Here is a 14,027-nt window from a genome sequence, read left to right as displayed (position 1 = left end):
GACCCTCAGATTACATCATTGTAATGTGCGGGTCATGTGGCTGACAGCGCAGGACGGCTACTCTTGAACTGCGTAGGAAAGTAGTTCTGAGTCAATCGCTGTCTCTGACATGCCGTTTCAGCGGTTGTGAGAATGTCCGCGTGATACGTCATGCCAATAACTCTTGGAGGTGTGTAATGAACACTCGATTTCTGCGAAACATAGGGCTGGTTTTGACCATCGTACTGGTGGCCGGATGTGCCAATAGTCCGTTTTATCATCGACAGGTCATGGCGGGTCAAGTGGTACAGGCCTCCATCGAAGGGCCAGTGATAGTATGCATTGGTGAACCTGGGGGCGCTGAAGTGGGTCAGGTATTGAGTGCCTACCGTGTCGAATTTAGAAAGGATGTCGTGGAAGAAGGTGAATCGTATTGGGCGCGCAAATGGGTTGGGAAGGTGAGAATCAATGGAATTATTGACGAACATTTTGCCACGGCTGGCGTTGTGGAAGGTCATGTTCTGAAGAATGATATCGTTGCATTGGAGCGCTGATGAAGCGCCCTTACTCTGGCGAACGGGTGAGGTTTACACATAACTGAATTGCAAATGATACGAAAGGCAGTGTCAAGTTATTGATGCAAACTGCCAGTTATAGCGATCAGAAGTGGACGATAATTGGTGTGATGGATTATGCTTCTGTGAGATTTTCAGGTACTTATTCTTATGGCCAATAAACAACGCCATCCTACGTGGTTAATCGCACTGCTTACCTTGGCCTTTTTAGGTCAATCGTTAGCGGTGACGGCGATGCCATGCCAGTTGATGGACGTTGCGCCAATGAGTCATGACATGGAATCCATGGATCATTCGATGATGGGTATGCATCACGATATGAACCAAATGGATACTCAGGACAAAGTCATGGATATCAAAACCACCCACGATTGTTGCAAAACCATGGGGCATTGCTCCTCCAGCAGTTGTTCAGCGTCGGCGTCGAGCTATAGCCTGGCGTTTGCCGTCCAATCTGATACCTCATTGAATACCAACGCGTATCACCAGCATATCCCCAGCTCGCCCATTTCATCCCTTTATCGTCCCCCCATTTTCCGCTGATACAGGACAGTTACGCCTGAAATTTGGCGTATCGGTCAACCAATCGTATTCGCGGGAGTGAAATCAGCTCCCTCCGTTGATGTTTAACAACCTCGCGTTGTTTTGGAGCTTTTATGGTTTTCCAGCGTTTTATGGGCGCTATCGGCAGCTTGGCGGTTATTTTTTTATTGATAAGCCATACGGTACACGCCTCATCCACCCCATCGACAGCCACTGCTACCGATAAACCCGTGCAGTTGGATGTATACAAAAGCCCGACCTGCGGCTGTTGTGAAGAATGGATTTCCCACCTGCAATCCCACGGGCTGCAATCCAATATCCATCATCCCGATGATCTGAATGCAATTAAAAACCGCTACCGGATCAGCCCCCGATACCAGTCCTGCCATACCGCCATCTCCCCGGAGGGGTATGTATTTGAGGGGCATATTCCGGCTCCGGTCATTACCCGTTTCCTCGCCGAAAAACCTCAAGGGGCCATAGGACTGGCCGTTCCCGGTATGCCTGTGGGCAGCCCCGGTATGGAAATGGGCGAACGCTTCACACCCTACGATGTGCTCTTGCTGAAAAGCGACGGCAGCAGCGAGGTATACATCCGTATCACCAGTTTGACGCAAACCTTCTAAGGAGAAATGGGCATGAAAATTCCCGATACCCGCACAGCGGGGATACAAACAACAACGGAGTTGGTTGCCGCAATGGATCGCTATCCAGTGGTACCTGATCTGTTGCCATCAGACCAGTCACGCCGCCGCTTTGTACTCGGTGCTTCCTCCTTGGTAGCCCTGAGTGCATTACCGTTATCCAGCCAGGTATTTGCCGACGCGCCTCGGCCAACCAATGGTCCCCAAACCCTGACCGGAAACCAGTTTGATCTTTCGATCGGCTTCCAGAAGGTTAACTTTACCGGCAAACAACGCATCGCCACCACGGTTAACCAAAGCTTGCCTGCGCCCATCCTTCGCTGGAAAGAAGGAGAACGCGTGACATTGCGAGTCACCAATACGCTAGATCACGACAGTTCCATCCACTGGCACGGCATCATTTTGCCCTCGGAAATGGATGGTGTGCCGGGCATGAGCTTTGACGGTATCAAACCGGGCGAGACCTTCGTGTACGAATTCGATGTGAATCAAAACGGGACTTATTGGTACCACAGCCATTCCGGATTTCAGGAGCAGACCGGGTTGATGGGCGCCATCGTCATTGATCCCAAAGATCCTGATCCGGTTGCCTACGACCGGGATATGGTTGTGCTGCTGTCTGACTGGACGGACACCGCGCCGGAAAAGGTGTATAGCACCCTGAAAAAGATGAGCCACTACTACAACTTCCGTGAGCGGACAGTCGGTGATCTGGTGCGTGACCTCAAAACCAAGGGTTTATCAGCCACCTGGAATGAGCGTGCCATGTGGAACCAGATGCGCATGAGCGAGACCGACATCTCGGACGTCACCGGATATACCTACACCTACCTGATGAACGGCGTTACACCGGCTCAAGGCTGGTTGGGACTCTGCAAACCTGGCGAAAAAGTGCGCCTGCGGTTTATCAACGGCGCAGCGATGGCCATTTTCGATGTGCGGATTCCGGGATTGAAAATGACGGTGGTCGCCGCTGATGGCCAGAATATCCAACCCGTGGTAGTTGATGAGTTTCGCATCGGGGTATCGGAAACCTACGACGTGATAGTAGAACCCGCCGCCGATAGCGCCTATACGATCTTTGCCCAGAGTAATGACCGTACCGGGTATGCCCGTGGCACCCTGACGACAGACATTGCCTTGCGTGCCGAGATACCGGCGATGGACCCAGCTCCGACATTAGGTCACCGCGAAATGGGGATGGATATGTCCGGCATGGATCACAGTGGACACGACATGAGTGGTATGGATCACTCCGGCCATAACATGGGAGCGATGGATCACAGCGGCCACGATATGTCGGCCATGAAGATGGATCACAGCCAGCATTCGAAGCCCGCCATGGAAGGCATGGATCATTCCGGCCATGACATGGGCGCGATGGACCATAGCGGGCACGATATGTCAGCCATGAAGATGGACCATAGCCAGCACTCGAAGCCCTCAATGGAAGGTATGGATCACTCCGGCCATGACATGGGCGCTATGGATCACAGCGGGCACGATATGTCGAAAATGGATCACAGCCAGCACACCGGCAAATCGCGTCTGGCCAAAGCAGGTTTTGGCAGCAATTTTGATCCGCTCACCAAGATAAGCCATGTTGATACGGAATTTGGCCCACACGTGGATATGCGTTCAGACGCACCTCAAAGCGGCTTGGCCGATCCGGGTATCGGTCTGCGTGACCACATGAAATTATACGGTCGCCGTGTGCTGACCTACGCGGATATCCGGGGCCTGCATCCCACCTACGACAAGCGTGAGCCCTCACGGGAAATTGAGCTGCACCTCACCGGCAATATGCGCCGTTATATGTGGTCGATCAATGGCCTCAATTTTGCCGATGCCAAGCCGCTGGAACTGAGCTTTGGCGAGCGTGTGCGTATCATTCTGGTCAATGACACCATGATGACGCATCCCATTCATTTGCACGGAATGTGGAGCGAATTGGAAACCGGCGATCCACAGTACATTCCGCGTAAACACACCATCCTTGTCCAGCCCGGTTCGCGCATCAGTTACCTCGTGACTGCCGATGCCAAGGGGCGCTGGGCGTATCACTGCCATTTGCTTTACCACATGCCCGGCATGATGCGTGAAGTCAGGGTTGTTTAGGAGAATGCCAATGAAAAACCTATCAAAAAAACTGACCCTGACCCTTTGGGCAACCACGCTATCGAGTCTGCCCGTGATAGCCCATGAGGGGGATGATCCCTTGCTGACGCGCGTGATGATTGACCAATTCGAGTGGCGCGATGGTGATGACGAGGCCGATCCGTATGTGCTCGAAGCCCAGGGCTGGATCGGTAAAGACCTACACAAACTCTGGATCAAAACCGATGTGGAGCGTGTGGACGGTGAAACGGAGGAAGCCGAAATCCAGGCGCTGTACAGTCGTGCCATCGCCCCGTTCTGGGATGTCCAGCTGGGAGTGCGGCAAGACCTGAAACCTACACCGGAACGCGAATGGGGTGTGATCGGTATCCAGGGGCTAGCGCCGTATTTCTTTGAAATCGATGCGGCGTTGTTTGTCGGAGATTCGGGTGATACCGCCGCGCGCTTATCGGCGGAATACGAATGGATGCTCACCCAAAAAGTGGTGTTATCTCCGGAAGTGTCGATGAACTTTTATGGCCAGAACGATATGCACCGGCAGACAGGTTCAGGCTTGGCGGATGCCCAGGCAGGACTGCGCCTGCGTTACGAAATTCGCCGCGAATTCGCACCCTATATCGGTGTGAATTGGACGAAAAGCTTCGGCAATACCGCCGATTTTGTACGTGAGCATGGCGAGCCTACCAGCGATACCCAGTGGGTCGCCGGTGTTCGTGCCTGGTTTTAATTCCAGTGCTAACCAATATTAATTAATGAGGAATATACGATGAAAACGTTTTTACTTAACTCTGCCTTGATCTTATCCAGTGTGCTGATGGTCGCCCCAAGCTTTGCCCACGATCCCGCTGAACATGCCAAAACAGCAGAAGCGCCTGATTGTGAAGCGATGAAAAAAATGGATCACTCCAAGATGGATATGAACGATCCGGTAATGCAGGCCATGATGAAAAAATGCAGTCCTGCACACGCTGAGCACAAAGAAGGAGATCAACATCAGGGCATGGATCATGGTGATATGAAAGCGATGGATGACAAAAAGGCCAGCTCCAGTGCAAGCCATGAGGGTCATGGTGCCCACTAAGGCTGATTTGCAGCGAGGTGGCATTAACCGCCTCGCTGTACATTACATCGAGGAGAACAGGTTATGAAACTGGTCAAAGGGTTATTGCTGACGAGTACTGCCGCACTTCTGGCAGTAGCCGCATTTATTTATACCGGCATTTATCCCATGGGTGCCGATGTGCCGCACAACAGGATCACTTATTGGTTGTTGGAAACGGTGCGCGAACGATCTATTGCGCGCGCCGCTGCAGACATCCAGACGCCTGATCTAAACGACGCCGAATTGCTTTTGAGCGGCGGGCCGGATTACAACGATATGTGTGCCCAGTGTCATTTAAAGCCGGGGCGCACGCAAAGCGATATGAGTATTGGACTCTATCCAAGCCCACCGAATTTGACACTGCCGGAAGATGAGCGAGCCCACAGCGCGCGCCGTCAATTCTGGATCATCAAACATGGGATAAAAGCCAGCGGTATGCCCGCTTGGGGGCCAACACACGATGACCAACGTATTTGGGCAATGGTGGCATTTATTCAAAAGCTTCCGTCATTAACACCGGAGCAATACCAGATATTGACTACCCGAGCGTCGGGTGAAAGTAATCACCACTGATATGTTTAAGAAATTACCCGGAAAGTTTAGAAGTCTATGTGGGTCAACGTACAGAGATTGCCTTACAAATAGTTCGCTAATGCAAGATAAGTATTTATCTTCACTCCATTGGCAGATATGGATTGTCGTTGCATGAACGATTGATCTGTATCAACTGATAACGTCAACAATCGGACTAGTCTGGTTACCGTATCAAAATGTTTGGTATATAACCTGAGTTTAGCGCCTCAAACTTTTAACGCAGAGTCGAAATAGGAAAACCGTTATGGCAAATACACCTAGATATTGGTCTAGCCTACATGGGCTTGCGACTCTCACTCTGATCGGCGCAGCTCTCTATTTTTTGTTGGTAGAGCATGGCAACCACACCCTGCCATATTTGCCTTATCTCATCATTTTGCTGTGTCCATTGATGCATCTGTTTATGCACAAGGGGCACGGGAGCCACAATCATGGCGAAGACAAACGCCCAGATCGGGATACAGGCCATAGCGTGGAAGAGGAAAAATAATAGTCCACAAAACGTTCGTAACTTCCTAAATAAGTCAGATAAGCAAGTAAACATATTAGGTGCATGGTATGGAAATTAAAACTTTCTCAGACTTAATCGACTGGACCCGGCAGTTGCATGGGCATTTGTCAAAATGTCTTGCGCATTGTGCATCAAAAAACGAAGAAGAGCGTGCTCGATTACTACTTGATTACCTGGCTGAGCATGAAGGCAAAATGGAGAAAATGGTAAGTGCGTTCGAAACGCAGGCGGAGCCCAAGGTAATGAAAACGTACATTTACGACTACTTGTCACACCAGCCTATCAAATCACATCGGACTTGCGATGCACCCTACGCGGAACTTGGTTTTGATGATATCTGCCAAGAGGTCTTTGATTATCACCAGCAAATTATTGAGCTTTATCGCGATATTGAAGAAAGGGCTGACATTCCTGAGGCGAAGGCATTGCTTGGTTCACTACTGGCGATGGAAGAGCATGAGGCTATGCGACTATCCCGACAAACAGGACGAATGAGTGATATGTAAAAACACATACCTCGATTCTCTAGCGCCGCCTACGCGGCTTCGAATTTACTCCCTCCTCTAAGAACTTGCTTCGCGAGTAGCTTTGTCCCACCTTACCCGCCCGCCCAACGTACTCCCCCTTCCTATGTTGTATAGCGAACAGACCATCCGCAGGTAAAGGCAGCTACTGCTATTCAAATTCAATATTCATTTGGCGTCGCTAGAGTCTTATTAACAAGATTTAAAAAATACGCGATCTGACGACAAATATTAAATGCTCACTTGACCTGTGAGCCGCACACAGATTTAGGATGTAGTGAATTCACTATCTAAACCTAGGTTTAACTCTTGGGTTTGATATAGATCAAGATCGAGAGTATTGAAAGGAGTAAATTAAAAACGTCGAAGAAATTATTTGGAGTAAGTATGCGGGTGGCTCAATTGGCGCGTGAATTGGCTATTTCTGCCGATACTGTTCGCTACTACACGCTTATAGGTCTTATCAAACCGATACGTAACCCGGAAAATAATTACAAAGAGTATCGCGAACAAGATCATAGGCGACTGCAATTTATACTCAGTGCACGAAAATTAGGATTCACGCTCAATGACATTAAAGAAATCATTCGTGAAGCGAATAAGGGCAAGATGGCGTGCCCTCTCGTGCGCCAAATTCTCGAAAAACGACTACAGGAAACAGAGCAAAGTTTTAACCAACAGCGTGCGTTGCGAAAGCATATTAAAAATGCGATGAAAGACTGGAAAAACAAGCCAAACCAAGAGCCGAGCGGACATGAGATATGTCATTTAATCGAAGGGTTTTCATTCGCAAATGAATAGAGAAATTCTTTTGTTATTTGGAATCATAGATCGCTTTAAAAAAGTATCACATAGAAGTAAACGATAGACAGCACATGTAATTATCCAACCATTAACCTTTCCAAGGAAAACTTTATGAAAAAATCATCCGTATTTTCTGCATTCATATTAAGCACCGCATTACTATTGCCAGCATTTGCAATAGCTGCCGACACCCATTCAACCCCCATTGAGAAACTAATTTCAGAAATAGCTGACAAGCCTGAGCAACATCAGGCTATTGCAAGTTATTACAAGGACAAGATTGCTGAAGCTAAAAAAGATTTAGCCATGCATACCAAAATGCGCAAGGCTTATGAAGTGGGGTATGTCAAAAACCAGGACACAATGGCTGGCATGCGCAAACACTGCGATACATTAATCAAAAATACTGAGTCAAGTATTAAAGCCTATGAAGCTCTGGTCACTGAACACGAAGCTTTGGCATCCAAAAAACCTTAACTTATCTTGGTCGCGTGTGACTCTCTGTGCACGCGCGACCTAACCAATTTGTAGTGGCTCCTGAACTTATAGGGAATGGGGTTTATGAACAAGTCATCTCCCTTTTTTTGGCTACCACTGGTCATACTTTCTTCATTTGCATCGGTGCATGCAGTTGCCTCATCAACCACACTTACACTGAACGAACTTTTGGAGCAGGTCGACTCATCCAATCCTGGATTATCAGCAGCGAGAGAATACAACAAAGCGCTGCAAAATCGTATCGCACCCGCAGGGCTTCCTGATGATCCCTTTATTGCATTTGGCATGGATGAAATACCTTATGGTGAACAGAGTCCGCAAGCCTACCGCTACCAAATTAGCCAGTCCTTACCCTTCCCAGGAAAGCTCAGCACACGCGAAAAAATTGCGTCATTGAGGGCAGAAGCTTCCGAGCAGGAAACAGCAACACAGCGCCGGGAATTAAAAGTCACTTCCATACAGTTTTTCTACCGATCCTTTTATAACAGCCATGCGATAGACCTTAATCTCCAATTACAACGGGTTGTGCGTTCAGCCATGCAAAGCGCTAAAGCACGCTATGAAGCTGGAGGTACTGAACACCACGATTGGTTACTCGCCAAAATGGAGCTGGCGACACTTGCCATTGAGCAGGAGAAACTTAAACGTGAACAGGTATGGCTGCATACATCGTTGAATGAATTGCGTGGTTACCCCGCAGAAACCCAGTTCCAGATTAATACGATGGATTTTCCAAGGGTTCCCGAGCCGATTATCGATGTGAATTTCAACAGCCAACCTGAACTTGCAACGCTCGATGCGCAGGTGGAACAAGCGGCCGCCGAATACAAATTGGCGAAACTTTCCTACTACCCTGACTTTGTTGTGCAAGTCATGGCAATGGAACCTCGCGCTATGGGTGAGATGGAAAACGAACAATCCAACTGGGGCGTTATGGTGGGAATGAATGTTCCCCTCTATTTTGGACGAAAACAGTCGAAGCTGGCGGCAGCAGCCAGGCATGAACAACAAGCCGCAGCGATGGATAAGCTTTACTTGAATAACAAATTAAAGACTGAGCTGGTGAACGCAAGTCAATCCCTGGCTTCTGCGCAGGATTTGTTGAGGGTGTACGAAACCGATGTATTACCGAGCACACAGCTGGCACTGGAAAATGCACAATCAGCGTATCGAACCCGACGCATGGCGCTTTCGCAATACCTGGCGCTGGAAAAAATTCATGCGATTCAAAAACTGGAATTAGTCGCCGCGCGCATTGACGTTGAACTTGCTAAAACGCGTTTAAATGAATTGTTGTCTTCACCACCTCTGCTCAAGTTGGCTCCATCGCGCCCCACTGTTTTTGGTGCGGGCAATATGGGTGACGGTATGTCCGTGTCCGACACAGTGAATATGGGCGGAGGCATGTCTACCCCTAACAATTCAGCTAAAAAATCCCTTCCAACTGATCAAGGCGGAAATTCCGGCATGGGTGGTATGTAATGGCAATGTACAGAGGTTACCTGATAGTGCTGGCGATTTTGGTGTTGCAGGCACAGCTGGTGATAGGGGCCGAAACAGCCCACGATCATTCGAACGCTGACCCCTCGCAAGAAAAAAACGTCATGGATGATCGTGCTGAAGTTGCGATTCCGATTCAGCAACAAAAAAACGCAGGTATACAAACGCAATTTGTGAAACGCGAACGGCTGGTTCACAAAATACGTACGGTAGGCAGCATTGCTACTGATCAGACACGAGAAGCACACATACATACTCGTCTCAGCGGGTGGATTGAGAAAGTTCATGTCGATTATGTGGGCAAGCTGGTTGCTAAAGGTGCACCCTTATTCGATTTGTACAGCCCTGATCTGGTCAGTACACAGGAAGAATACCTTGCTGCAAAACGGCAAGGTCAGGTTGCCGCTGAGGTTGCCGAGGCAGCACTTACGCGTCTGCGCTTGTGGGGTGTGGCGGAACAGGAATTGGAGGCATTGCGCAGGGCAAAAACCGCAAAAAAAGCGCTGACGTTTTATGCCCCGGTTAGCGGCGTGGTCATCCGCAAAGCGGCGATCATGGGTACTTATGTGACACCCGATACCGAACTCTATTATCTCGCCGATATCGACCAGGTGTGGCTATTGCTAACGCTCTATGAAGCCGATGTTGCATTAATCAAACCTGATGACAAAGTAACCTTAAGTTTGCCTTACGCTCCCGGAAAATCCTATACGGGCGCTATCAGTTATGTTTATCCCGACATTGATCTTCAAACCCGCACAGCTAAAGCGCGTGTTGAGATTGCTAATGAGGATCATTTTTTGCGTCCAGGCATGTTTGCCAATGCTGAAATTGAAAAAACATTAACCGAGCAAATTGTGGTGTCGGAGGATGCCGTGCTCGATACCGGCCAGCGAAAAATTGTTTTTGTAAAAATGGGTGATCAGGCGTTCGTGCCACGTGAGGTCACCGTTGGTCAACGCGTGGGTGAGCAGCTGACAATTTTGGCGGGATTAAATGAGGGTGAAGCTGTTGTTGTCAGTGCCAGCTTTTTGATCGACGCCGAAAGTCGTTTGCAAGCGGCGTTACGTAAGGGCAAACCTTCCACAGCTGGCCACAGCGGTCATGGCGACACCGCCAACAAAAACGGCGAGGAGTAGCCCTATGATTGGCGCCATCATTACCTGGTGTTGGAACCATAGCAAAGCAACCATAGCAGCGGCAGTATTGCTGGGTCTTTGGGGCGGCTATTGTTTTATGAATATTAAAATCGATGCCATTCCAGACCTATCTGAAACCCAGGTGATCATTTATTCAGAATGGATGGGACGCAGCCCTGATTTGGTCGAGGCGCAAATCACTTATCCTCTCGTGAGCACTTTACTCTCCGCACCTAAAGTAAAAGTTGCGCGTGGGTTTTCCATGTTTGGTATGTCATTTGTCTACGTTATTTTTGAAGATGGCACAGATAATTATTGGGCACGCGCACGCGTGTTGGAATACCTCTCCAAAATCAGCGGGCAACTGCCGGAAGGCGTCACACCGAGTATGGGTCCTGATGCCTCGGGCGTCGGATGGGTGTTGCAATACGCACTGGTTGATCCGGAGAAAAAATATAATCTGGCGCAGATCAAAACGTTTCAGGATTGGTACCTGAAATATTGGCTGAGTGCGGTACCCGGCGTGGCCGAAGTGGCCAGTGTTGGCGGGTTTGATAAGCAATACCAGGTGGAAGTAGATCCAAACAAATTGTCTGCACTCAACATTCCTTTGGAGGCTGTGATCAGTGCCATCCGAAATAGTAATAACGATGTGGGTGGCCGTACGTTGGAAATCTCTGAACGTGAGTATTACATCCGTGGTTTAGGCTACGTAAAAAATCCGCGGGATTTGGAAAACATAGCGCTTGGAATCAACGCCGATGCGACGCCTGTGCTCCTGCGCGATGTGGCTCGCGTTACACTTGGCCCTGACATTCGTCGTGGTATTTCCGATTTGAACGGTCAAGGCGATACCGTGGGTGGTGTGATTGTCATGCGCCAGGGGGAGGATGTGTCGCGGGTGATCGCCGCAGTGAAGGAAAAAATAACGGCTGTGAAAGGCGCTTTTCCGCCAGGATTGGAACTGGAGTTGGTGTATGACCGTTCGGATTTAATTTCCGAAGCGGTGCAAACCCTGCAGGAAAATTTGCTTGAAGAAATTATTTTGGTTTGCATAGTTATTCTCTTTTTTCTATTTCACATCCGCAGTGTGTTGGTCGTTGTTATCACGCTTCCTTTATCGCTGCTGATATCGTTGATCCCCATGTACTACTTTGATATCAGCCTCAACATTATGTCACTCGGCGGGATCATTCTGGCGGTCGGCGATATAGTGGATGGGGTCGTAGTGTTCATCGAAAACACCCACACCAAAATTGCCAATTCTGATGGCAAAAAAACGCGGCAAGAACTCGCATTGGAGGCGTGTCGCGAGCTTGGGCCCGCGATATTTTCCGCGTTGCTGATTATCAGCATTTCATTTTTACCGATTTTTGCCTTGCAGGCGCAAGAGGGCAAATTGTTCCACCCGCTCGCCTACACAAAAACCTTTGCAATGCTCGCGGCGGCATTAGTCACTATCACTTTGGTGCCCATTTTAATTGCGCTTTTTGTTAAGGGGAGAATCCGTAAAGCCAGCGACAATCCGTTAAACCGCTGGCTACTAGCGATCTACACCCCAGTGGTGAGCTGGGCTGTTGCCCACATTAAAACTGTGTTTGCGAGCACGGCGTTACTCATAGCGGTGTCTGCCGCGCTATTTCTGCGACTGGGTTCTGAGTTTATGCCGCCGCTATGGGAGGGTGATTTGCTGTACATGCCCATCACAGTGCCTGGTATTTCGGTAACGGCGGCGCAGGATATTCTCACCCGACAGAATCTTGCGATTAAAGCCATCCCCGAAGTGCTTAGCTCATTTGGTAAAGCTGGACGCTTTGAAACCGCAACCGACCCCGCACCTTTGTCGATGTTTGAATACACCATTCGTTTAAAACCGCAAGCGGAGTGGCGGCAGGGACTTACACCTGAAGCATTAATCCAGGAGCTTGATGCCGCAGTGGCTGTGCCGGGGTTAAACCGCGCCTGGACGAAACCGGTGCGCGGTCGTATTGATATGTTGTCCACCGGTATTCGCACGCCGGTAGGCATAAAAATTTTTGGGCAAGACCTTGCCACTATTGAGCATATCGGTCAGCAGATTGAACAGGTTCTTTCTACCTTACCCGGCACTCGCAGCGCTTACGCCGAGCGAATCAATGAGGGCTACTATCTGGATTTTGAAGCGGATAAAGCCGCTCTTGCGCGTTACGGATTACTGTTGGGCGACGTACAAATGATCATCGAAACCGCCATCGGGGGCATGGATATTGCCGAAACGGTTGAGGGGCGCGAACGCTATTCCATTAATTTGCGCTATCCGCGTGAGCTGCGCGACAGCGTGGAAAAAATTGAACGCATTCTGGTGGCAACACCAACCGGAACACAGGTGCCTCTGGGGCAGCTGGGCAAGGTAATTACGCGCACCGGCCCACCTATGGTGCTGGATGAAAATGGCTCGCTGGCCGGTTATGTGTATATCGACCTGCTGGGGCGCGACGCGGGAGGTTACGTCAATGATGCCAAAGCGGCGATTGCCAGCACCGTACACATTCCGCCGGGCTATTTCATCACCTGGACCGGCCAATATGAATATCTGGCACGCATGCAAGAACGTATGGCCATCGTATTGCCAGTAACCCTTTTGTTGGTATTTGCATTTTTGTATTTCAGTATGCGTTCCACCTCCCGCGCACTCATTGTCATGGTGGCCGTGCCGCTATCATTAAGTGGCGGCATTATTTTGATGTGGTTTTTAAACTACAACATCAGTGTGGCGGTATGGGCCGGTGCCATTGCATTGATCGGGGTCGCCGTATCTACCACCTCAATCATGATGGTATTTCTGGATCAATCATGGCAGCGCTGGCAAGCGGACGGTCGACTACTCACGGCAAATGATGGTCAACTTGCGGTCGTCGAGGGTGCTAAAAATAGTCTGCGCTCGGTATTGATGGCTGTTGCCATGAATGTATTTGGGCTGATGCCAGTCATGCTCGCCACCGGTATCGGTGCCGATGTCATGAAAACGCTGGCATCGCCCATGTTTGGCGGATTGCTGTCACTCACTGTGTTGACGTTATTGGTGGTTCCTTGTGTATATCGGCAGATTTATGGCCGCCACTTGCCTGGTGCTGCAAGCACTGAAAAACCGGCACCGGTGCTCACGCCATGATCTTGAAAACCCCCTTTAATAAACCTGAACACGCAGCTACGCCCGCGTCACCACCAGCACCCCAAACTGCGAAAGCGTCACGCTCGGTGGCTGCTCCTTGGCAACAGGAACCGGCCAGTCTATTTCAGCAATTGAGCAGCACGGAAAATGGGCTTTCAGCGATGCAGGCCGCTGGGTATTTAAGCAGTGAAGGCGCTAATACCTTACAGGGGTAGCAGGAACTTCCCGCCATGGATTACATAAACCTGTCGAAGCCCACGTGCCGCAAGGCTTTCACGACAAAACAGAGCGATAATTTGGCACATCTACTTGCATGTCGGGATAGTTTTTAGCTAATTTTAGAAC

General features: G+C 49.6%; 15 protein-coding genes. All 15 read left to right on the top strand.

Translation table 11 applies throughout. The annotated features are described in order from the left end of the window. Positions 1-176: 176 nt before the first annotated feature. The 15 genes from NNX04_RS21350 to NNX04_RS21280 all read left to right on the top strand — a co-directional run bounded on the left by NNX04_RS21350 (position 177) and on the right by NNX04_RS21280 (position 13,897). Positions 177-533, top strand: a complete 357-nt coding sequence (locus NNX04_RS21350) for a hypothetical protein (RefSeq protein ID WP_261948479.1) — start codon at positions 177-179, stop codon at positions 531-533. A 171-nt stretch (positions 534-704) separates the two neighbouring features. After that, positions 705-1,097 carry a hypothetical protein gene (locus tag NNX04_RS21345; protein WP_261948478.1) on the top strand — a complete coding sequence of 131 codons (393 nt, stop codon included), beginning with the start codon at positions 705-707 and terminating at the stop codon, positions 1,095-1,097. Positions 1,098-1,210: 113 nt separating this feature from the next. Then, positions 1,211-1,723, top strand: a complete 513-nt coding sequence (locus NNX04_RS21340; RefSeq protein ID WP_261948477.1) for a DUF411 domain-containing protein — start codon at positions 1,211-1,213, stop codon at positions 1,721-1,723. A gap of 72 nt (positions 1,724-1,795) precedes the next feature. Then, positions 1,796-3,859, top strand: coding sequence for a copper resistance system multicopper oxidase (locus tag NNX04_RS21335; RefSeq protein ID WP_261948553.1), 2,064 nt, complete (start codon positions 1,796-1,798; stop codon positions 3,857-3,859). Between the two features lie 10 nt (positions 3,860-3,869). Beyond that, a complete protein-coding gene (locus NNX04_RS21330) occupies positions 3,870-4,586 on the top strand; it encodes a copper resistance protein B (RefSeq protein ID WP_261948476.1) in 717 nt (238 codons plus the stop codon). Positions 4,587-4,673: 87 nt separating this feature from the next. After that, entirely contained in the window at positions 4,674-4,940 is a 267-nt protein-coding gene (locus NNX04_RS21325; protein ID WP_410004097.1) for a hypothetical protein, read from the top strand. A 63-nt stretch (positions 4,941-5,003) separates the two neighbouring features. After that, positions 5,004-5,534 (top strand): c-type cytochrome, encoded by a 531-nt coding sequence (locus NNX04_RS21320; RefSeq protein WP_261948474.1) that lies wholly within the window; start codon positions 5,004-5,006, stop codon positions 5,532-5,534. A 265-nt stretch (positions 5,535-5,799) separates the two neighbouring features. Then, the gene (locus NNX04_RS21315; protein ID WP_261948473.1) at positions 5,800-6,045 is read left to right on the top strand and encodes a DUF2933 domain-containing protein; all 246 of its coding nucleotides are present in this window, start codon (positions 5,800-5,802) and stop codon (positions 6,043-6,045) included. 68 nt (positions 6,046-6,113) lie between these two features. Then, positions 6,114-6,572 carry an ATPase gene (locus NNX04_RS21310; protein ID WP_261948472.1) on the top strand — a complete coding sequence of 153 codons (459 nt, stop codon included), beginning with the start codon at positions 6,114-6,116 and terminating at the stop codon, positions 6,570-6,572. A 405-nt stretch (positions 6,573-6,977) separates the two neighbouring features. Next, positions 6,978-7,391, top strand: a complete 414-nt coding sequence (locus tag NNX04_RS21305) for a MerR family transcriptional regulator (RefSeq protein ID WP_261948471.1) — start codon at positions 6,978-6,980, stop codon at positions 7,389-7,391. A 114-nt stretch (positions 7,392-7,505) separates the two neighbouring features. Next, positions 7,506-7,871, top strand: coding sequence for a hypothetical protein (locus NNX04_RS21300; RefSeq protein WP_261948470.1), 366 nt, complete (start codon positions 7,506-7,508; stop codon positions 7,869-7,871). 84 nt (positions 7,872-7,955) lie between these two features. Then, positions 7,956-9,374, top strand: a complete 1,419-nt coding sequence (locus NNX04_RS21295) for a TolC family protein (protein ID WP_261948469.1) — start codon at positions 7,956-7,958, stop codon at positions 9,372-9,374. Beyond that, positions 9,374-10,531: an efflux RND transporter periplasmic adaptor subunit gene (locus tag NNX04_RS21290; protein ID WP_261948468.1), complete on the top strand. Its 1,158-nt coding sequence runs from the start codon at positions 9,374-9,376 to the stop codon at positions 10,529-10,531. The genes NNX04_RS21295 and NNX04_RS21290 overlap by 1 nt, the downstream gene beginning before the upstream one ends. A gap of 4 nt (positions 10,532-10,535) precedes the next feature. Then, positions 10,536-13,682: an efflux RND transporter permease subunit gene (locus NNX04_RS21285; protein ID WP_261948467.1), complete on the top strand. Its 3,147-nt coding sequence runs from the start codon at positions 10,536-10,538 to the stop codon at positions 13,680-13,682. Further along, on the top strand, positions 13,679-13,897 hold the full coding sequence (locus tag NNX04_RS21280) for a hypothetical protein (RefSeq protein ID WP_261948466.1): 219 nt from the start codon (positions 13,679-13,681) through the stop codon (positions 13,895-13,897). Before NNX04_RS21285 ends, NNX04_RS21280 begins: the two co-directional genes overlap by 4 nt. Positions 13,898-14,027: the final 130 nt, after the last annotated feature.

The organism is Cellvibrio sp. QJXJ (genome assembly GCF_024452345.1).
Classification (GTDB): Bacteria; Pseudomonadota; Gammaproteobacteria; order Pseudomonadales; family Cellvibrionaceae; genus Cellvibrio.
Note: the sequence above shows the minus strand (reverse complement) of the source record. Positions and strands in the feature narration are given on the sequence as shown.